Consider the following 20,451-nt stretch of genomic DNA (forward strand, 5'->3'; position numbering starts at 1 on the left):
GTTACTCCATTTATTATATCTTGTTACTTCATTTTAAACATAATTGTGCTCAAATAAAAATAAACCTGTCAGCCATAATGAACTGACAGGTTTATTTTTATAATTTCGTACGAACATTCCAAAGCTCTGGGAAGAATCTTTGATCAAGTACTCGTTTTAAATAAGAAACACCGGAGGATCCACCTGTTCCCATTTTATGTCCAATAATTCTTTCTACTGTTTTCATATGACGGAAACGCCATTGTTGTAGCCAGTCTTCAATATCAATCAATTTTTCAGCAAGCTGATATAAATTCCAATATTTTTTCACATCCACATACACTTCTAACCACGCCGCTTCTACTGTTGCATCTTCTTCATAAGGCTGCGTAATATCACGGTTTAACACATCTTTATGAATAGGGAATCCTTCTTTTACTAATGCTTGAATCGCGACATCATATAGACTTGGTGCATGTAGCGCTTTATGAAGTCGTGCATGTAATTCTGGATCCTTTTCATAAATTTTTAATGCGTGCGGCGTTTTATAGCCAAGTGCATACTCAATCATACGATATTGATACGATTGAAAACCTGAAGCTTGACCGAGTGAATCACGAAACTCAATATATTCTGATGGTGTTAATGTCGCAAGAATATCCCAAGATTGAATAATTTGAGACTGAATTTTCGATACACGTGCTAACATTTTAAAAGCTGGTTGTAATTTATCTTGTTTAATAGATTCAATCGCCGCATTTAGCTCATGTAAAATGAGCTTCATCCAAAGCTCACTTGCTTGGTGGATAACGATAAATAACATTTCATCATGATGGTCCGATAATCTTTTTTGAGAAGATAGTAAACTATCTAATTGTAAATACTCCCCATACGTCATATTCTCTTTAAAATCCGTATGAATCCCTTTTTCAATAATTACTTTTTCATTTTCTTTCATATTAGCCAAACGCCCCTTTTATATAATTCTACTTATATTGGTCTAATAACGGCTCGAACTGGACTTCCATCTGCATCAGTTAATGCAAGTGGTAATGCAATAAGTTCATAATCACCGTCTGCTACATGATCTAGTACGACATTTTCTAAAATATGAATTCCATGTTTAAATAATTGATGATGCGTTGCTAATTCTTTATCATCTAACGGATCAACTGATGGTACATCTACTCCGATTAAACGAATACCTTTCTCTGATAGAAAAGGTGCTATGTCTGCACGTAAATGAGGGATCACATCTGGAAATTCTTCAGTTTTTCCATGTGAAGATGTACGTAATAATAATCGTTCTACACCTTCTAAATGAAAGCTTTCTAATTCCTTTTTCCCGATGCTTTCAAGATTAGAAACGTCAATAATCCGTGCTGGGCCAACATAAACTTGAACATCTAAATCCAATACTTTCTTTCCATCATTATCAAAATGAAATGGTGCATCAATATGAGTGCCTGTATGAATACTCATCGTTAACTTTCCGACATTTACCGAGCCACTTTCTTCTTTTGACCATGAAACTTCATACGAGAACGGTGTGTCTCCTGGCCACGTTGCAATATTATTATTTAGCGGTTGTGAAATATCAATCCACTCTGATGTTTTCATACTTATGCCACAACCTCTCGCTTATTTTCAAACTGCTTATACTTTTCTTCTTTCATAATTCCCTTTAATATTTGTACAGATTTCCACACTTCTTCGTATGTGTTATATAAAGCGACCGGCGCAAGTCTCACTCCATTTGGCGCTCTAAAATCTGGAATTACTCCATTTGCCTTTAGCGCTTTACATATACGTGCTGCTTCTGCATGCTCTAAATAAATGTGCCCGCCTCGACTTTCATCCTCTAACGGATTTCCAATTGTAAATCCGAAATCTTTTAATTCATGATCAATTAAATTCAGCATGTATCTCGTAATATGTAAAGATTTCTCACGTAAACGTTCAATACCAGCATCTTTGAAAATTTCAAGAGAACCAATTAATGGTGCTATACTTAATACGTGAGGTGTACCAATTTGATAAGCACCTGCATGATCAGCGGCTGTTAATGTATGCTCCATATCAAACTGCTTATCTTTTTTAGAACTAAACCATCCAGACAACCCTGGCAGTCTATTAAAATGTTTATTATTTACATAAAGTCCTGCAACACCACCCGGTCCTGCATTTAAATATTTATAATTGCACCAAACAGCAAAATCAACATCCCAATCTTTGAAATGATGCGGAATAGATCCTATTGAATGACATAAATCAAATCCGATATGAATGTCTCGTTTATGTGCTTCCGTTGTTAAACGTTTCATATCAAGAATTTGACCACTTCTATATAAAACAGAAGGTAATAAAATTAAAGCGATATCATCTTCCATCGCATGAATAATATCTTCTTCAGAAAGTGTTCTACCATCTCGGCTTTTCACTCTTACTAGATGCTCATCTGGGTCTAATCCTTTTAAACGTATTTGACTTTGAAGTGCATAAATATCTGACGGGAAAGTTAATTCATCCGCAAGTATTTTTGTACGTATTCCTTTCGGTTCATAAAACGTCGCAATAACTTGGTGTATATTTGTAGTCGTAGAACCGGTTACAATAGTTTCCTCCGGTAAAGCTCCAATAAGAGGGGCTGTAAGTTTACCTAATTTCTCTGAAAGGAAGAACCACGGGTGCTCACCTTCAGTCCAGCCGTCAATTCCATATTCTTTCCACGAATCTAGCAACGTAAGTAATGATTTCTCTGCTCTTTTTGAAAGTAGCCCTAATGAGTTTCCATCTAAATATATAGTACCTTCTTTTTTATAGAATTCAGTTTGAAAATCTTTCAGTTCATCATGTTTATCACATTCAAGCGCATACTCATAAGTTGGTTGAAATGGTTCTTTATACATGGTGTCACCTTCTCTTAATTTTCTTTTTATTCTAACTAATTGAAATATAGCACCTTAATTGATATAACGTCAATGATATTATGTCAGTTGACTTTATATATGAACTTCTTTTACAATACACTTATATTTTCAGATATTTCAGTATAAAGAGGTGATTCTTTGAAAAACTCTACTCTTTCATCAAGAAAACACCGCTCCTTAGAAACGAAGAAGAAACTACTACACTCTGGTTACACTATTTTTATACGTAACGGATTTCAAAAAACGACAATTACACAAATTATTAAACATGCAGAAACCGGTTACGGAACAGCATATGTATACTTCAAAAACAAAGACGATCTCCTAATTAGTTTAATGGAAGATGTTATGAATCAATTTCATAATATTTCCAAGCGCTCCTTTTTGCCTCAAACGAAGGAAGAAGCTCATAAAATGATTCGAAATCAAGTTAGAGCATTTCTCCAACTAGCAAAGAAAGAACGAGCTATTTTACAAGTTGTAGAAGAAGCAATCGGATTATCAAAAGAGATACGTAAAAAATGGGACGAGATACGGGAACGCTTCATAAACAATATTACGCAGGATATTACATACTCTCAAGAAAGTGGATTAGCACAGCCTGAATTAAATAAAGAAATTGTAGCACGTGCTTGGTTCGCAATGAATGAGATGTTTCTTTGGGCGATTGTGAAAAATGATAAAAAATTAGAGTTAGAAGAGATAGTACATACATTGACGGAAATGTATACGACGGGGTTATATAAATAGCACACCTGCAATAAATACGGTGTGCTATTTTACATTTATAAAAATATTTTATCTGGGTATGGCAATGCTAAAAGGGGCTTTTCAGATAAAGGGAAATATTTTAGTTTTAACGATTCACCATCTATCGATTTCAACTCGCCACCGCTAACTTCACACTCAAACACAACAATAATATATTCTACTTCATCACCATTCGGATATGTATGGCGGTACTTTTCTCCTCCAAATACTCCTTTTTGTTTTTTTACTTGTACTTTCAATCCTGTTTCTTCCAAAACTTCCCTAACTACTGCTTCTTCTGGAGTTTCCCCAAGTTCAATTGCTCCAGCTGGCAAACTCCAGTATTCCCCACCAGGATATTGAAATAAAGTGAAACTTTAATCAGTGGGGGTTTTATTATCCCCCACTGATTATTAGTTGAACCAATCGGGCTTTTACGGGCAGTTGATCCCCCACCTAACTTCTTTGCTTTCGCTGAATTTTGAGATGGGAGTCTTACTGCCCGTTAATGCGGGATAAAATATCCCCCTGTTTATTTTTTATAATAGCAGCTACACTCGGCATGAATATTAGTTCATGCCCTAATTGCTCACGGATTTTTTTATAATATAGTGACATTGATATACTATTCTCTCCTAATCTATTAATAACTGTATTTTCTGATATTTATTGCATAATATTCTTAATACAAACTTCTATATAGAAAGGATAAAAACATGTCGCAAAAAAAACTTGCAAACAAATTTCTATCATTTACTGAAAGTGGTACTCAATAGATTGAGTACCACTTTTACTTTACATGCTTTTCATTAGCGTACTTTTTCTTCAGTCACCCTACTCACAATTCCAACAATAAATTTATATTCAATCCTTCTCTTCTTATCTTTCTTAAAACCCTCTTTCGTATCAAAAATAAAACACGTTTTCCGAAACCAAATTCGTACGTATACAGACTCTAAGTAAATAGGTTTTATAATTCCTCGTTCTTCAAATTCAGTCCCATCTTTATTTTCAGTTTCCGTTCGAACGAACCACTTATTCCCGATTCCAATCTCAATATACTTCACATACTAACCTCCATTAGGAAATTTCCCTTCTAACAATTCTATTATTTCCCCGGTAAGCGCAGATTCCGACAGAACATGAGCCCACAAAGAAAAAGTAGATTACAAAAATCTACTTTATAACTTATATTTTTGCATTCGCTTATAAAATGTACTACGGGGTACATCTAATAGTTTTGCAGCTAATGAAACATTTCCGTTTGTCTTTTGTAATACTTCAATCATGCTATCACGCTGTATTTTTTCGCGAAAATTTAGTGGATGTTCTGTTTTATTTTCAACTTGTAACTCAAGTTGTTGTTGATTTCCCATCATTGTTTGTAGCAAACAAGCGACTTGCTTTTCGCATATTTCCCGTCCTTGCGACAAGATGTAAATGCGTTCTAATACATTTACTAGTTCTCGAATATTTCCGGGCCATGTATGTTGTAAAAATTGATTGCAAATACTCTTTGGAAATACAACATTCCAATTCTTCCGTTCGCAAAAGTGTTGTATAAAATATGAGATATCCTCTTTTCTTTCTATTAACGATGGAACATATAACGGATAAACGTGCAAACGATAATATAAATCTTGACGGAATTTCCCTTCTTCTACTAACCGTAGTAAATCTTTATGTGTGGCAGTAATAATACGAATATTTACTGGTACCTCTTTTGAACTTCCTATTGGAGTTATTGTACGTTCTTGTAAAACACGCAATAATGCTACTTGCATCTCTGGTGGTACTTCACCAATTTCATCTAAAAATAATGTTCCTCCATGCGCTTGTTCAAATTTCCCTTTATACCCTTGACGTCGCGCACCTGTAAACGCACCTTCAACGTAACCGAACAATTCACTTTCCATTAATTCTTTAGGCAGAGAACCGCAGTTAACAGCTATAAAGGGCCCATCTTTTCTTGGGCTATTTTCATGAATCGCTCTCGCAACATATTCCTTTCCTACTCCTGTCTCACCACATACATAAACACTAGCATCAGTCGGTGAAACAAGCTTAATTTCTTCTAGTGTGTGTTGAAATGCTTTGCTTGTCCCGGTAACTCCTGAAAAAGTAATTCCTTTTATAAATGCGAAAGCAGAATATGTATTTATTTGTTTGTTTTTCTTTAAATACATACATTTCCCAATCATTCTTTCATTACTATATACTGGTATCTCTAATTTAGTTTCCAATCCATGGTGCATTAACTCTTCAAGCTTCATTCTTGACCAATTATTTATTCGTTCACGAACACTCTTACTCGCAGAAACGATAACATCACGATGATTACAAATAACTACTTGTTCGTCACTATCAATGACATCCAAAAAACGATGAATTAAGTGTAATTCATTTTGATGAACTCTTATGCTACATTCACGTTCTATTGCATGTGCAATTGAAGTTACCATACCGAGCATATATGGATGCGAAAATTCAATTGGACAGGAGAAATCTAGAACACCAATTAATTTCCCGTCATCATTATGGATAGGAGCAGCCGCACAACTCCAGCTATGAGATGCCACGGAATAATGTTCAGTACCACTTATCATAATAGCTTCTTCAATTTCTAGCGCTGTTCCAATTGCATTTGTACCAACAGCTGCTTCTGTCCATTTTACACCTTCAATAAAATTAATATGTTTCGCTCGCTTTAACGTTTGTTTATTTCCACTTAACGATAGAACATAACCATCTGGATCGATTAATAATGCCATCATTTGTAGTTCATCAATGGTTTTTCTCATATTTTGTATTTGAGGTAATGCTATATCAAGAAAAATTTCACTCTTTTTCTTTTGTTCTTGAAAAACATTAGAAGACAAAATTTTCTGACCTTTATTCATATAAGGATTCACATTTGCTTGTCTACATCGATGCCATGACTCTGAAATTCTTTCGTTTATACGGTTCGAATCAAAGACTCCTTCATCAATAAACTTTTTCCATGTATGTAAGTAAAACGGTGAAGCTAACATTGTATCATCTCCCTTTTAATTGTTTTGGAGATTTATAAAACATACTTCTATTATAAAACTGAATAAAAGCGTTTTCAATACAACTAGAAAGATGACACAAATATGTTAATAATTTGAATATATTAATGCTCGTCTTTATTCTTTTTTAGTAGCACCATATTTTGTATAATGGACGCAAAGAAAATACATAACCAAAACCACTTTTGTGGATTACCATTTATAAAGAAAACAATCACGGCTATTGCAAATAAAATAGCGGCTGATAAACTAATATATAATTTCGTTCTGACCTGCATTAGTCTTCGCTCCTATTATTTTACAGTACATACTAACTCTTCATTTTTCATCTCTACTATGTACTTCTGTAAAACATATTCTCTTCCGCCATGTTTTTCATACCAATCATGTATTCTTTTTACATGAATCTCGTCACTTCTAATTTTCGATTCAATTTCTTTATACCTTTCAAAACTATCATATTCCCATATGGCGAATACTTCAGACGTACCATTCTTATTACCTTTCATCCAGCGTCCTATTAGCCTAGAGCCATGCTTTAACTGATTAGGTAAGTTCGTGTTATTGAAATGATCATTAAATACTTCTATGAATTCATTTTTCACTACATAGTACTTCCTTCTGTAAAACATACCTCTTCCCCTCTTTTATGAAAAGTATCAGTAAACCTTCCCATCACTACCGTATTATAATACTTTCCATCCGATAGTCTTTTGTCATTTTTCAAAATGCCTTCTACTTCAAAACCTAATTTTTTATACAGATGAATAGCTTTCTCGTTTGTCTCTAATACTTGTAAAGATATTTTATTTACTGCATTTTCATCAGCCCATTTAATAGATTGTTGCAATAGACTCTTACCCATTCTATATCCCCAAAACTCTTTTAAAATACAAACACCAAACTCCACTTTATGAGATAATCTCTTAAAATTTGACCCTTCACATCTTGAAAATCCAACGATTCGATTGTGCACTTCTACAACTAAAAAGAGATTCTTAGTCTCTTCACTATCTGTTTTTATTATTTTTTGAAATCCTAGATCATCTATAAATCCCTCTCCAGCATCTCTATCCATATTTTCAGTTTCTCCATCAATCTGAACTCTAATTTTCGATAACTGCTCTGCATCTTTCTCAGCTGCAGAACGAATTGTATAAGTTAATCCATTTATATGAAACTCTTGCTCTTTTACAATCATGTCAAACTCCTTTCAAATGAATATAATGGCGCTATTACAACTTGTTTACCTTGTTTCTCAAAGTCCTGAACAGTTTCTTTACTAGCCTCTTCGTCAGTTATAATAATGTCAATTTTTTTTAGAGACTCTCCTCTTATAAAACAATCTATTCCAAGTTTATTATGCGGAACTAAACAAATATTTCTTCTAGCAATTTCACTTACTCTTTTACTAAAATAAGCAACTTCAGGTGTTGCGGTACTAATACCTTGTAATGAAATGCCTCCACCTGTAGAGAAATACAGATCAATAGAAAATCTACTTATCAATTCAGAGGCAAGTGTATCAGTAATATTCCCTGAAGGTTTTACTTTTCCGCCAATTAAATACGTATCAATATTCTTATATTCTCGTAGATAACCAGCTATTTCTATAGAATTCGTAATAACCGTAAATGATACTTCCGGTAAATATTTCAGCATCGCATTATGAACGGAAGCCCCACCAATAAAAATTGAATCACCTTCTTGTATATAAGATACCGCAACTCTTGCAATTGTGTCCTCATATATTGAGCTATCACTATAACGTTTAGCTGGTTCCACAGCTAAGTTTCTCACTCGTGCAAGTTCAATTGCACCCCCATGGGTTCTTTTTAATAAACCTTCCTTCTCCATAATAGACAAATCTCTTCTTATAGAATCAATAGACATATCAAATCTTTCCGCAAGATCCTTTGCGATTACTCTTCCATCTGTATTAAGTAGTTCTAAAATTTTCTCTCGACGTTCTTCAGTAAACATGTTATCACCACCGTTATTGAAGATTCAGAAATTTGAACTTTATATTAATTATATGCACGTTTCTTCCGTTTCACAATATTTTCAATCCTTTTTCTTCCGTCTTTATGCAGTGTTTTCCTCTTTTTCTATTTTGTTAACTTTACATAAAATAAATGCAGATTTGCATATTTCACTAAAAGACTTCTATTTATTTCCTTATTCATGTAAAATTATTCCTATGTTTTACTTTTTAATACAGAAAGGGATTACTATGAAATCATTAATCAAAACGACATGTACAGCATTATTATTTACAGGAATATTAACAGGGTGCAATAGCAATACTACACCAAAACAAGAAAAGAGCGCTCTCGAAAAGAATGCAATGCACTATGGAGAAATAGTTAAAAACGAATACTATAGAGCGACAGTTGAAAATGCAAAGTTTGAAAAAATAGACGAAGAGCGGCGCCTTACTACTCGTGTTATGATTAATAATGTTCGAGACGATGGACAAACTATTGATCTTTCGGAAATAAAATATTTCATACAAGATGAAAAAACTGGTCAGAAATATGAAGGTAAAGCTCATCCGATAGGTGACGAGCACTATAAAAATGTTCCACACGAATTCTCTTTAACTACTGACGTTGTATTTGAACTGAAAACTTCACCAAAAGATTTAAATAATATGTATTTATACATAGATAGCAAAGCTGCGCCGTTAACAAATACATATTGGAAACTTGATAATTTAGTATCTAAATAGAAAGACCAGTCTTATACGACTGGTCTTTTTACATTCATACATTTAACTTTCATTAACACTTATATTAATTTTCTAATAACAACTTGAATAACATCAGCTAAACCAGTGTGCCCTTTCCCTTCAACTCGCTCTTGTTCTCCATTAAAGAAATGAATTACCTTATGTTCTTCACACCAAGTAAGGATATCAATTGGATCATACAGCATATCAACATCTTTTGGTCCACCAGTACTATAGTTTATTTGTTTTTTTGAGTAAACTTCAAACATAATTAATCCACCAGGTTTTATCGTTTGTATCATTTTATCTAATATCATTTTTTTATAATCATCATGAAAATGTCCAAATACCATAATTGCCGCATCATATTCATTTTCTGGCAAACTATCAGCTAATAAATCTACTTTTTTTGTATGCACGTTTACGTTATGCTTCTCTGCCAATTTTTTTGTCTTTTCTAATCCATCTTCCGAATAATCAATAGCTGTTACTTCGTTCCCTTGTCTTGCTAGAAATACAGCATTTCTACCTTCTCCCTCCGCAAATGCTATTACTTTATTGTGATTTGCTAAACGAAATGCTTGTTCTTTAATAAATGTATTAGGTTCTTCCCCGTAAAAATATTCATCTGATTTATATCGATCATTCCAAAAATTATTCATCATCTTCTCTCCTTCTTCATATCATTTTCTAACTACAATTAAAGATATTAAAGAGCCTTTTTATCCTTAATTAATTTAAAAATAAAAGCAGATTAAAAATCCACTTTTATTTTTTTCGCAAGATCTACGATTTTTTGATTTCTTAACTCTTCTTCCATTTTCTCTTCTGCTGCGAGCATTGCCTCATTAATTAAACATCCAGGTTTGTCATGTAAACAACAGTCAAACAATGATGTTTTGCCTTCAATTGCATGTATAATATCTAAAAATGAAATATCTTCCCAATTCTTACTAAGCGAGTAACCGCCCTTTGGACCAGATGATGAGTGTATCATCCCTTCCTTCGTCAACTTAGTTAGTATTTTAGACAAGTACGTTGGTGAAACATTTTGCATTTCTGCTAATTGGTAAACACTAACTAACTTATTTGGTGTGGCCTTTGCCAGAAAAAGCATTGTATGAAGAGCATAATTTGTAGCTTTAGAATATTTCATAGTACAGCTCCTATTGTAGACTCCATGTATCTACAATAACTTTATTTTTTTATTATGTCAAACGTTTGTAATACTCCATACAACATTATTTCTTCACAAGTAATACATTTGCTGCGCAAATCGTCACTTCTCTAAATGGAGAGTCAAATAAAACACCTAGTTCAAAACCATCTTCAGTAAGAGCTATTTCATGATATAGCCACCAAGCACTGTCAAAGTTTTCCTGCATAGAACACTTTGTTACTCCTATAAAGGTTACTTCAAGTTTATCAAATTCACTAAAAGTACCACTGCAATCTAATACGATAGACAAAGTATCTTCTGATTCTCTCTTTATTACTTTAATTACACTATCGTGTAGTGATGTCTTGTGTAACTGAGCGACATTTGACGGAAGTTTTTTCTCAATGGAATTAAAATATTCTACGTATGATTGATCTAATTGTGCCATTCTTTTCTCATAATCTGTTGTCCACTCTTGCATAAGTTTTTTCAGTTCACCTGATGGGTATTCTGAATTAATTGTTATGTTTTGTATAATTGAGTATATCGATTCAGGAAGGAATTTTAATAAATCTATTTTCCTTTCCTCTATTTCTTCCTTTAAACTTTGTATATCCATTTCCGACCATTCTTTTATAGACTCTATAAAACTTACAAATTCTAAAACTTGCATTTTTTTATACCATTCTCTTGTAAAATATTTCAATGACACCTCTCCTAAAATATCTTTACATCCAGTAAAAGCAATGCATCCACTTATTATATCATTCCAATAACCATTTTTTCTAAAGAAATAATGTAAAAATGTAAATATTCCGCCTATTATTTCTAAAACTTCAGAATATTTACAAAAGTATAAAATTAGAATACATTTTAGCTGTACAAGATTCACCTGTACAAAAATTCAAACAAAAAGGGATGGTTATATGTTGAAGAAATTAGTAGCAGGGACATTAGTAGCGGGTTTTGCATTAACTGGAGGACTAGGTGCAGTAAGTGCTGAGGAAAAAAGTAACACAATTAAGTCATTTGATTATTTAAAAGTGGATGAACAAAATGTTAATTCATTTGCAAAATTAAGTGATCAGGATAAGAAAGATATCCAAATTACTATGGTATTACCTAAGCAAAATGAAAATGGAGATTGGCTAGCTTATGGTTTTACTAGCCGCGAAACATTGGATGCGTATATTGCAAAGGATAAAAAAGCAATTAAAAATAATATTAATCCTTTAGGTAGTGGTGCTGGTAGTACTGATTTTTATGAACATAAAGATAAAGGTGGCCAATATATTTACTGGAGCAGTGGCTTTAAAAACTTACCATCTAGCTGGAATGACAGAATTTCTTCTGTAAGTACAGCGTCGCCTTCTGCAAGTTATTCAACAACACTTTGGGAACACACTTCAACACAAGGATATGGAAAAGGCGTTTTATTTAAACACGCTGATTGGTACGGTAAAACTGCTAATTTAGCTCCTGAATGGAACGATAAAACTTCAGCTATTGACATTAAAAAGTAATAGAGGATTTAATTTCTTCTATAAAAATTCAAACCACTATTCTCTCATTCATTTAGAGAATAGTGGTTTATTATAATTCGATTTAAGCATGTACAGCCTGTCCTACAGCTTGCAATAATGCTTCATGAATCGCTTCAGATAAGGTTGGATGCGCTGCAATATAATCTCTCATTATATCAGCGGTAACTTCTGTATGAATCATTACGGTCCCTTGACCAATAAGTTCAGTTGCATGAGGACCGATAATAGAAATCCCTACAATTTCTTGGTATTTAGGTTCCACAATGACTTTTACTTTACCCGTTTGTTCTCCTAAAATAAGAGCTTTTCCGTTCGCTGTAAAATGGAATTCTCCAATGAGAATATCACCATATTGTTCTCTTGCACCTTTTTCACTTAACCCGACACTAGCTATTTCTGGAGCTGTGTATATACAACGGGGAACAGCGTGATAATTTACTTTCACGTCTTCTCCGCTTGCGTGTAATGCTGCTGTCGTTCCTTCATGGAAGGCAACGTGAGCAAGCTGAATTCCACCGATCACATCACCAACTGCGTAAATATGTGATACGTTCGTTTGCATATGTTCATTCACAGCAATCCCTTTATTTGAAAACTGAACTCCTGCCTTTTCTAATCCTAATTGTTGTACTCGTGGTTTTCTTCCTACAGAAACAAGAACAAATTCTGGAGTTACTTCGTGAGTAATTCCCTCGTATTCAAATGAAGCTTGCTTCTTATAGTTATTTAATCCTTTTAAAACTGCTCCCGTAAAAATTTCCACACCATCTTTTTCTAATTTCTCTCTTAAAATATTCGCGATATCTTCATCTTCACCAGGTAGTAATTGCGGTGCCATCTCAACTATCGATACTTTTGTGCCGAGTCTACTATAAATACTTGCAAACTCACATCCTATTACACCACCGCCAACGATTAACAATGAAGATGGTACACTCTCAAGAGACATTGCATGGCTACTATTTAAAATCCATTTTCCATCGAACGGAGCGAATGGTAATTCTGTAGGTTCGGAACCAGCTGCAATAATAAAGCTCCCTCCATCAATTACTTCTTCTTTATTTCCTTGTACAACTCGCACACGATGATCCGTTTCGAATTTCGCTTTTCCTTTTACAACTTTAATTTTATTTTTCTTCATTAAATATTGTATTCCTTGGACGAGTTGCTTTACGATTTGTGATTTCCTCGCCTGTATTTGACCCCAATCAATTGAGATATTTTCTGTATTAATCGTAACTCCATAATCATTCGCTTTTCTCACAATGTCATGTACTTCAGCACTTTCTAACAGTGATTTCGTAGGCATACACCCAACATTTAAACATGTTCCGCCAAGGTCAGCTTCATCAATAAGAGTGACATCTTTGCCATTTTGAGCCGCGGTAATTGCTGCTACATAGCCAGCAGGTCCACCCCCAATAACAACTAATTTATCCATTCTCTCACCTTCTCTTTATAAAAGAATTGTTATAGGTTCTTCTAAATAATGTTTAATTGTGCGTAAAAATGCAGCTGCTGGTGCACCGTCTAATACACGATGATCGAATGTTAAACTTAAAGGTAACATACTTCCTTTTCTTAGTTTTTCCCCTTTATATACAGGAACATGTTCAATTGCACCTACACCTAAAATACCAGTTTCAGGTGTATTTAATACCGGCGTAAAATATTCAATACCAAAGCTACCTAAATTACTAATTGTAAATGTCGTTCCGTGCATATCATCACTACTTAAGCTACCTGCTCGTGCCTTTTGTGCCACATTCTTAATCTCTTTAGACAACTCTACTAAAGATAAATTATTTGCAAAGCGAATAGCCGAAACGACTAACCCTTTTTCTAATGCGACTGCCATGCCTAAATGAACATGTTCAAATTGATGAATTGCATCATCTATATAAGCGCTGTTCATTTCTTTATGCTCCCCAAGCGCTAATACAACAGCACGAGAGACGAAATCCGTAATGGTTAGTTTGTTATCATATCTTTTTTGTACAACTTCTGCTATTTCTTTATGTAAAGCAACTAAATCTGTTACATCTACTTTCATCGTTAACGTTAATTGTGCGCTATTTTGTAAGCTTGCGTGCATACGATTTGCGATTGCTTTACGCATACCAGTAACAGGAACCGCGTTACTTTCTTCTCGTTCAGATATTTCCGGAACGTTTCCTCTTACCTCAAGTGCTTTTAATACATCTGCCTTTGTAATCCTTCCGCCAGGACCTGTGCCAACTAATGCCTTGATATCCAGATTTTCAGACTTTGCAATTTTCTTCGCTACAGGTGAAATTTTGATTCGTTGCTTCGCCACTTCTTTCACATAAGGTTCTGGATGTTGTACATGTTGCGCTTCTATATTAGATGTTTTTTCTTCTATAACAGGTGTACTTTCCTTCATCTCTACTTTTTCATTCGGTTTACCGATGTAGCAAATTACAGTACCAGGCGGCACTCCTTCATCTTCACTTACAGCTATATCAAGTACCGTACCATCAGCGGGTGCTTCAATTTCCGTTTCAATTTTTTCTGAGTTAATACTAGCGATCAGTTCTCCTTTTGCTACATTATCGCCTGCTTTAATATTCCAGCTCGTAATAATACCTTCTTTCATCGCCATACCTAACTTCGGCATTACAACTTCTACAGCCATGTGTCTCTCTCCCTTCTCATCGTTTTATTACACATGTAATAAAGATTGGTCTCCGATCATTTCTGATACAGTTTCAATTACTTTTTCTGGCGTTGGCAAATACAACTTTTCAAGTGGCGGTGAGAATGGAACAGGTGTATGTGGTGCTGTAATTCGTTTAATAGGTGCATCTAACAAATCAAAACCTTTATCCGCCACAATTGCCGCAATATCTGTTGCAATACTACATCTAGGATTCGCTTCGTCAATGACGATAAGACGATTTGTTTTTTCAACAGATGATAAAATAGTATCTTCATCAAGCGGTGATAAAGATCGTGGATCAATTACTTCTACTTCAAGCCCCTTTTTCGATAATTGCTTTGCAGCTGCAAGCGCTGTATGAACTTGCTTTCCGATTGCGACAATTGTTAAATCAGAACCTTCCCGTTTAATATCTGCTTTTCCTAATGGAATTGTATAGTATCCTTCTGGCACTTCACCTTTCATATTGTAAAGTGTTTTATCTTCAAAGAAGATTACTGGGTCATCATCTTCAATTGCCGCTAATAATAAGCCTTTTGCGTCATATGGAGTGGAAGGAACGACAACTTTAATACCTGGAATGCTTGTAAATAATGCGTATAAACTTTGCGAATGCTGAGCTGCTGCGCTAAAACCAGCACCATGCATCGTACGTACTGTAACGGGTACTTTCGCTTTACCACCGAACATATAGCGGAATTTTGCACCTTGGTTTAATACTTGATCAAGACAACTGCCGATGAAATCATTAAACATTAACTCAGCTATCGGACGTAACCCAGTTGCAGCAGCTGCCATCGCAGCTCCCATATAACCCGCTTCAGAAATTGGTGTATCCAATATACGATTTCGACCAAACTCTTGTACAAGTCCTTTCGTAACACCAAGAACACCACCCCAAGCTTCATCATCTTGCAGGTGATCAACTTGTGCACCGCCTGCAACGTCTTCACCTATTAAAATTACATTTTCATCACGACGCATTGAGATTTTCATCGCTTCATTAATTGCAGTTGACATACTTACTGTTCTAGTCATAATTTTTCACCCTCCTCTTATTTGTAAGAAACGTATACATCTTTTAATAATTCTTCATCGTCTGGGTATGGACTATTTTCACTAAATTCAATGGATCTTTGTACTGCATCATCTACTGCTTTTTCCATATCAACAAGTTCAGATTCTGTTAATAAACCTTCATGAATTAAATGCTTACGGAAATTCACAATTGCATCTTTTTCATTTAAATGTTCTTCTTTTTCTTCTGTTGTTTTATATGTTTGCGCTTCACCTTCGAAATGACCATAATTACGATATGTCATACATTCAATAATTGTTGGACCATCACCATTACGCGCACGTTCCACTGCTTCTGCAGCAGCTTTATATACAGCGAGAAGATCTTTTCCATCTACTTGAACACCTGGAATATTATAAGCTTTTGCACGATTGGCAATAGAATCACAACTTGAAGCATATTCAAATGTAGTTGCTTCACCATAACCATTATTTTCTGCGATAAAAATAACCGGTAACTTCCAAATCGCTGCTAAATTAACCCCTTCATGAAATGTCCCTTCATTATTTGCTCCGTCACCGAAGAAGCAAACACTTACATCCTTTGTTCCTTTATATTTAGCTGTTAATGCTGAACCGCAAGCAAGTGGGAAACCGCCACCTACAATGCCATTTGCACCAAGCATTCCTTTATCTAAATCGGCAATATGCATGGAACCACCTTTGCCTTTACATAACCCTGTCGCTTTCCCGAAAAGCTCAGCCATCATACCATTTAAATCACAACCTTTTGCGATACAATGTCCATGACCTCTATGTGTACTTGTAATACTGTCACTATCCGTTAAGTGGGCACATACACCAACTGCTACCGCTTCTTCACCTGCGTATAAATGAACGAAACCTGGCAAAACGCCTTGCGCGAACAATTCATGCACCTTATCTTCAAATTTACGAATCTCTAACATTTTTTTATACATCCAACGAGCTTGTTCTTTCGTAATTTCATTCCCTTTACTTTCAGTTGTTTTTAACATGTCCAGCCCTCCTATTTTCTTGTTCGTCTGTTATATTGCAAGTACTATGCCAAATTCTAATCCTTGATTTCATGGGTTTTCTCATTTCTTTCATAATAAAAAAGTGGACAAAATGAGACAGATGTCTCGTTTTGTCCACTTTTGTTCACCTAATTTGAGAACTATTATCTTATTCATTCTCAAAGCTCTGCTGTAATTTTCGGATGTAAATAATTTGCCCAATATGATATGCATTATGAGTTGTTACATTCGCTAACACTTCCCACCACTTTGCAGAAACAGGAAATCCCACTACATCACTTTCAACCTTTTCTTCATTAATGAGATTTTGCCATTGTAACAGTTTTTCTAGTAGTTTTTCCCGTAATTCATCGAAAGTTTGATTATCTGAAAGCATAAAACTTTTGTTATTATCTCCTATAGCGGGTACTGCATTCACATTTGATTCTTTATACCTAGTTTGCCACGTAGAGTTCCAATACAGTAAATGTTGTACGATTTCAGCTATACTATTACTCTCTTCATTCGGTTTCCAGCAAGCTTCCCTCTCAGATAAATCCTTAACTGCATCGGAAAATGGCATATACCAACTAGGATCATTTGCATTCGCTAATAGCTGATCTGCTAATACATCTTTCACATGGACCATTTTTTTCCCTCATTTCATTATCATATTAATATACACTACTCTATATACGCTCATTCCCTATAATCCCCTTTTTTACATACAAATTGATTTCATACTAAATGTAAGAATAATAGATTTTCTTATCATAACTCGTTATGATAAAAGAAAAAGAAAGCTGGCGGAAAATGAATAAAAAAATCGCAATAATTACAGGAGCCTCAAGTGGATTTGGACTATTAACTACACTCGAACTCGCAAAAAAAGATTATTTAGTTATCGCTACAATGCGAAACCTTGAAAAACAAGTGAACTTACTATCTCAAGTTACTCAACTTAACTTACAGCACAATATAAAAGTTCAACAATTAGATGTAACCGATCAAAATTCTATACATAACTTCCAATTATTTTTAAAAGAAATACAAAAAGTAGACCTTCTTGTTAATAATGCAGGATATGCAAATGGCGGCTTTGTAGAAGAAATTCCAGTAGAGGAATACCGTAAACAATTTGAAACGAACCTATTTGGAGCTATATCAATTACCCAGCTTGTTTTACCATATATGAGAGAACAAAAAAGCGGAAAAATCATTAATATAAGCAGCATTAGCGGCCAAGTTGGATTTCCTGGTTTATCTCCTTATGTATCTTCAAAATATGCATTAGAAGGCTGGAGTGAATCGCTTCGCTTAGAATTAAAACCTTTCGGAATAGACGTCGCTTTAATTGAACCTGGTTCTTACAACACAAATATATGGGAGGTTGGTAAACAACTAGCTGAAAACCAATCTGATACAACATCTCCTTACAAAGAATATATGGATAAAATACAAAAACATATTAATAGCGGTAGTGATACATTTGGTCATCCGATAGAGGTTGCTAATAAAATTGTAGAAATTGCTGAATCTAAGCGTACAAATTTACGATATCCAATCGGTAAAGGTGTGAAATTTATGATCTTCGCGAAGAAAATTCTTCCTTGGAGATTGTGGGAACACCTTGTTTTGAGAAGCTTTAAGAAGATGTAATAAACTTTTTGAAAACTATTTTGAAAGAGGTGCTAATTAAATGTTAGGTTTACCGTATGGGAAAGTGTTTTTAGTGCCGTGGACTGAAGAATGGGAAATTGAGTTTATGAAAGAGAAACAAATCATTGAGGAACAAATTGGCGAACATATTTTAGCGATACACCATATTGGTAGTACTTCTATTCCATATTTAAGTGCAAAGCCAATTATTGATATAGCAATAGAACTAAAAGATAATGCAGTTGGCATACAATGTATCGCAAAGTTGGAACTACTAAATTATAAATACAGAAAAGATGTATTGCCTGAAAGATACTATTTTAATAAAGGAGAGCCACGAACTCATCAAATTCATATGTATGAACAAGGAAATAAATATTTAATAGAACAATTACAATTTCGAGATTACTTAATAGACAATAAAACATCTCGTATACAGTATGAACAATTAAAAATTCAACTTTCACAAGCTAATCCTACTGATAAACATAAGTATGCGGAGGACAAAACAAATTTCATTACATTCATACTAGCTAAAATAAATGATTGAATGAAAAAGACAGAATTTCATACACAGAATAAGAAACCGTTTATTCCTAAGTAAATGGTTTCTTATTCGTTAGTTATCTTATTATTTATACTATCAATTTTTTTATTATACAGCAGGTGGAAAGAAGTAAAATAGTATCGAAGTCATAAAAATAAACGTGAATACCCCAATTACCGAAAATATATATTCTTTCGACTCTCTATCATACTTCCATTCCATCAATGCTCTTAAGATTAACTTCCCACCTAAATAAGTAAAAATGACATAAGCAATATTAACACTTTCGAATTTAAAGATAAACATAAAGCTAGTTATTAAATAAATAAAAAGTAGTCCTATTTCCAATTTTTTATGTAAACTATTTACATGTTTCTTATATCCCCAAAAACCACCCTTGGGCATATTCAATTTTTTTCTTAAAAACTTATCGAGAAAATAGACAGCTATACAAAAAACAATAGTTATAATCCAAAAAGTAGAAGCTCCTATTTTCACCCCTCCTATTATTTCATTTAATTACTTGAAATAAATTGGACTATATTACGGTTATCCCCTTCTAAATAACTTATGATTCCTTCAGGATATGTCGGCTTCTCCTGTAATTCCTCTAGACTTTTCCAAATTAATATAATATCCTCATGCTCTTTATGCCTTATTTCATTTGTAATGATTTTTTCAACAGTCCCCCAATATATCAATGTACAATGATGACCTTTTTCGTTGTCCCACTCAAAAATGTGTTCATTTACAATTGCTAACTCTTGAACATGAACTTTCAAATCGTATTCTTCTATTAACTCTCGAATTATTGCTTCTTTTGACGTTTCACCAAATTCAATAGAGCCACCTGGAAAACGATAAAATGATTCGTTTTCATCACATTGTACTAGTACTTTTGAATGTTCGTCGTTTACAATCATTACTTCAGCCCGTAAATGTGGTCTTATCATTTTCTCACCCTTTATTTGTATGACCATCCATCACCAATACGTATTATAGAATACATTCAAAATAATACCTGTAATTATTAATAACGGAACAATTCCAAACGAAATAATATATTCTTTTGCTTTACTATCATATTTCCACTGCATATATCCTTGAAAAATGTACAACGTCATAAAAAAGAAAATTGGTATATAAGTCATGTATATTGGATTCCAAATTGAACCTATCATCATAAGTACTACATAAGAAATAATGATGATCCATTGTCCCCATTTATGTGATTGACTGACATATTTACTATTCCATCCTGTTTGTCTCGGTATATTTAACTTCTTCCTCACGATTTTTTCTAAAAAAATTAAAATTATAATCCATAACAATAAGACAATTAGTTTCAAAAGAAACAGAAAGGCCTCC

The 20,451-nt window shown here is 34.0% G+C and carries 25 protein-coding genes and 2 pseudogenes; 5 read left to right on the plus strand and 22 right to left on the minus strand.

Features of this window, described 5'->3' with window-relative positions:
• Positions 1-97: 97 nt before the first annotated feature.
• The 3 genes from kynA to kynU are packed head-to-tail and all read right to left on the minus strand — an operon-like array spanning position 98 to position 2,888.
• On the minus strand, positions 98-937 hold the full coding sequence (kynA, locus tag BCG9842_RS13275; RefSeq protein ID WP_000661940.1) for a tryptophan 2,3-dioxygenase: 840 nt from the start codon (positions 935-937) through the stop codon (positions 98-100).
• Positions 938-969: 32 nt separating this feature from the next.
• The gene (gene kynB / locus BCG9842_RS13280) at positions 970-1,599 is read right to left on the minus strand and encodes an arylformamidase (RefSeq protein WP_000858077.1); all 630 of its coding nucleotides are present in this window, start codon (positions 1,597-1,599) and stop codon (positions 970-972) included.
• Between the two features lie 2 nt (positions 1,600-1,601).
• A complete protein-coding gene (gene kynU, locus BCG9842_RS13285; protein ID WP_000276296.1) occupies positions 1,602-2,888 on the minus strand; it encodes a kynureninase in 1,287 nt (428 codons plus the stop codon).
• A gap of 159 nt (positions 2,889-3,047) precedes the next feature.
• Here kynU and BCG9842_RS13290 point away from each other — a divergent pair, with 159 nt between their 5' ends.
• Complete coding sequence (locus tag BCG9842_RS13290) at positions 3,048-3,659, plus strand: TetR/AcrR family transcriptional regulator (RefSeq protein ID WP_000798549.1); 612 nt, start codon at positions 3,048-3,050, stop codon at positions 3,657-3,659.
• 35 nt (positions 3,660-3,694) lie between these two features.
• Here BCG9842_RS13290 and BCG9842_RS13295 read toward each other — a convergent pair.
• The 8 genes and pseudogenes from BCG9842_RS13295 to BCG9842_RS13330 all read right to left on the minus strand — a co-directional run.
• Positions 3,695-4,027 (minus strand): annotated as a pseudogene (locus BCG9842_RS13295) (NUDIX domain-containing protein); the annotation flags it as partial.
• A 151-nt stretch (positions 4,028-4,178) separates the two neighbouring features.
• Positions 4,179-4,283: pseudogene (locus BCG9842_RS13300) on the minus strand (phosphohydrolase); the annotation flags it as partial.
• A gap of 185 nt (positions 4,284-4,468) precedes the next feature.
• Positions 4,469-4,726, minus strand: coding sequence for a DUF3977 family protein (locus BCG9842_RS13305; protein WP_000873836.1), 258 nt, complete (start codon positions 4,724-4,726; stop codon positions 4,469-4,471).
• 114 nt (positions 4,727-4,840) lie between these two features.
• Positions 4,841-6,691: a sigma-54-dependent Fis family transcriptional regulator gene (locus BCG9842_RS13310; protein WP_000881379.1), complete on the minus strand. Its 1,851-nt coding sequence runs from the start codon at positions 6,689-6,691 to the stop codon at positions 4,841-4,843.
• Positions 6,692-6,813: 122 nt separating this feature from the next.
• Positions 6,814-6,987 carry a hypothetical protein gene (locus BCG9842_RS31340; RefSeq protein WP_001198099.1) on the minus strand — a complete coding sequence of 58 codons (174 nt, stop codon included), beginning with the start codon at positions 6,985-6,987 and terminating at the stop codon, positions 6,814-6,816.
• Between the two features lie 15 nt (positions 6,988-7,002).
• On the minus strand, positions 7,003-7,341 hold the full coding sequence (locus tag BCG9842_RS13320) for an NIPSNAP family protein (RefSeq protein ID WP_000499995.1): 339 nt from the start codon (positions 7,339-7,341) through the stop codon (positions 7,003-7,005).
• The gene (locus BCG9842_RS13325) at positions 7,314-7,910 is read right to left on the minus strand and encodes a GNAT family N-acetyltransferase (protein WP_000635676.1); all 597 of its coding nucleotides are present in this window, start codon (positions 7,908-7,910) and stop codon (positions 7,314-7,316) included. The genes BCG9842_RS13320 and BCG9842_RS13325 overlap by 28 nt, the downstream gene beginning before the upstream one ends.
• The gene (locus BCG9842_RS13330) at positions 7,907-8,692 is read right to left on the minus strand and encodes a DeoR/GlpR family DNA-binding transcription regulator (protein ID WP_000493643.1); all 786 of its coding nucleotides are present in this window, start codon (positions 8,690-8,692) and stop codon (positions 7,907-7,909) included. The genes BCG9842_RS13325 and BCG9842_RS13330 overlap by 4 nt, the downstream gene beginning before the upstream one ends.
• Before the next feature lie 250 nt (positions 8,693-8,942).
• Here BCG9842_RS13330 and BCG9842_RS13335 point away from each other — a divergent pair, with 250 nt between their 5' ends.
• Positions 8,943-9,440: a hypothetical protein gene (locus tag BCG9842_RS13335; protein ID WP_000838462.1), complete on the plus strand. Its 498-nt coding sequence runs from the start codon at positions 8,943-8,945 to the stop codon at positions 9,438-9,440.
• Positions 9,441-9,499: 59 nt separating this feature from the next.
• Here BCG9842_RS13335 and BCG9842_RS13340 read toward each other — a convergent pair whose 3' ends face one another.
• From BCG9842_RS13340 to BCG9842_RS13350, 3 genes are all read right to left on the minus strand, one after another.
• A complete protein-coding gene (locus BCG9842_RS13340) occupies positions 9,500-10,105 on the minus strand; it encodes a class I SAM-dependent methyltransferase (protein WP_002094049.1) in 606 nt (201 codons plus the stop codon).
• An 89-nt stretch (positions 10,106-10,194) separates the two neighbouring features.
• Positions 10,195-10,596, minus strand: coding sequence for an Rrf2 family transcriptional regulator (locus tag BCG9842_RS13345; protein ID WP_000877653.1), 402 nt, complete (start codon positions 10,594-10,596; stop codon positions 10,195-10,197).
• Positions 10,597-10,681: 85 nt separating this feature from the next.
• Positions 10,682-11,305 carry a DUF4085 domain-containing protein gene (locus tag BCG9842_RS13350; RefSeq protein WP_000873451.1) on the minus strand — a complete coding sequence of 208 codons (624 nt, stop codon included), beginning with the start codon at positions 11,303-11,305 and terminating at the stop codon, positions 10,682-10,684.
• A 220-nt stretch (positions 11,306-11,525) separates the two neighbouring features.
• On the opposite strand from BCG9842_RS13350, the gene BCG9842_RS13355 reads away from it, so the two are divergent.
• A complete protein-coding gene (locus BCG9842_RS13355; RefSeq protein ID WP_000914437.1) occupies positions 11,526-12,122 on the plus strand; it encodes a hypothetical protein in 597 nt (198 codons plus the stop codon).
• An 82-nt stretch (positions 12,123-12,204) separates the two neighbouring features.
• Here BCG9842_RS13355 and lpdA read toward each other — a convergent pair whose 3' ends face one another.
• The 5 genes from lpdA to BCG9842_RS13380 all read right to left on the minus strand — a co-directional run bounded on the left by lpdA (position 12,205) and on the right by BCG9842_RS13380 (position 17,526).
• Positions 12,205-13,584, minus strand: a complete 1,380-nt coding sequence (gene lpdA / locus BCG9842_RS13360; protein WP_000359763.1) for a dihydrolipoyl dehydrogenase — start codon at positions 13,582-13,584, stop codon at positions 12,205-12,207.
• A 15-nt stretch (positions 13,585-13,599) separates the two neighbouring features.
• Positions 13,600-14,799: a dihydrolipoamide acetyltransferase family protein gene (locus BCG9842_RS13365; protein WP_000257760.1), complete on the minus strand. Its 1,200-nt coding sequence runs from the start codon at positions 14,797-14,799 to the stop codon at positions 13,600-13,602.
• Positions 14,800-14,826: 27 nt separating this feature from the next.
• On the minus strand, positions 14,827-15,861 hold the full coding sequence (gene acoB, locus BCG9842_RS13370) for an acetoin:2,6-dichlorophenolindophenol oxidoreductase subunit beta (RefSeq protein WP_000198884.1): 1,035 nt from the start codon (positions 15,859-15,861) through the stop codon (positions 14,827-14,829).
• A gap of 17 nt (positions 15,862-15,878) precedes the next feature.
• Complete coding sequence (gene acoA / locus BCG9842_RS13375) at positions 15,879-16,877, minus strand: acetoin:2,6-dichlorophenolindophenol oxidoreductase subunit alpha (protein WP_000921300.1); 999 nt, start codon at positions 16,875-16,877, stop codon at positions 15,879-15,881.
• Positions 16,878-17,046: 169 nt separating this feature from the next.
• Positions 17,047-17,526: a DinB family protein gene (locus tag BCG9842_RS13380; protein WP_000233789.1), complete on the minus strand. Its 480-nt coding sequence runs from the start codon at positions 17,524-17,526 to the stop codon at positions 17,047-17,049.
• A 164-nt stretch (positions 17,527-17,690) separates the two neighbouring features.
• On the opposite strand from BCG9842_RS13380, the gene BCG9842_RS13385 reads away from it, so the two are divergent.
• Both BCG9842_RS13385 and BCG9842_RS13390 read left to right on the plus strand, forming a co-directional pair.
• Positions 17,691-18,536: an oxidoreductase gene (locus BCG9842_RS13385; RefSeq protein ID WP_001034809.1), complete on the plus strand. Its 846-nt coding sequence runs from the start codon at positions 17,691-17,693 to the stop codon at positions 18,534-18,536.
• Positions 18,537-18,576: 40 nt separating this feature from the next.
• Entirely contained in the window at positions 18,577-19,086 is a 510-nt protein-coding gene (locus BCG9842_RS13390) for a GrpB family protein (protein WP_000901210.1), read from the plus strand.
• Positions 19,087-19,191: 105 nt separating this feature from the next.
• Here BCG9842_RS13390 and BCG9842_RS13395 read toward each other — a convergent pair whose 3' ends face one another.
• The 3 genes from BCG9842_RS13395 to BCG9842_RS13405 are packed head-to-tail and all read right to left on the minus strand — an operon-like array spanning position 19,192 to position 20,432.
• Positions 19,192-19,575 carry a DUF4181 domain-containing protein gene (locus tag BCG9842_RS13395; RefSeq protein WP_041488163.1) on the minus strand — a complete coding sequence of 128 codons (384 nt, stop codon included), beginning with the start codon at positions 19,573-19,575 and terminating at the stop codon, positions 19,192-19,194.
• Positions 19,576-19,598: 23 nt separating this feature from the next.
• Positions 19,599-20,036: an NUDIX domain-containing protein gene (locus BCG9842_RS13400; RefSeq protein ID WP_000620904.1), complete on the minus strand. Its 438-nt coding sequence runs from the start codon at positions 20,034-20,036 to the stop codon at positions 19,599-19,601.
• Between the two features lie 30 nt (positions 20,037-20,066).
• The gene (locus BCG9842_RS13405) at positions 20,067-20,432 is read right to left on the minus strand and encodes a DUF4181 domain-containing protein (protein WP_000767737.1); all 366 of its coding nucleotides are present in this window, start codon (positions 20,430-20,432) and stop codon (positions 20,067-20,069) included.
• Positions 20,433-20,451: the final 19 nt, after the last annotated feature.

This window comes from Bacillus cereus G9842, assembly GCF_000021305.1.
In the GTDB taxonomy this organism is placed as follows: domain Bacteria; phylum Bacillota; class Bacilli; order Bacillales; family Bacillaceae_G; genus Bacillus_A; species Bacillus_A thuringiensis_S.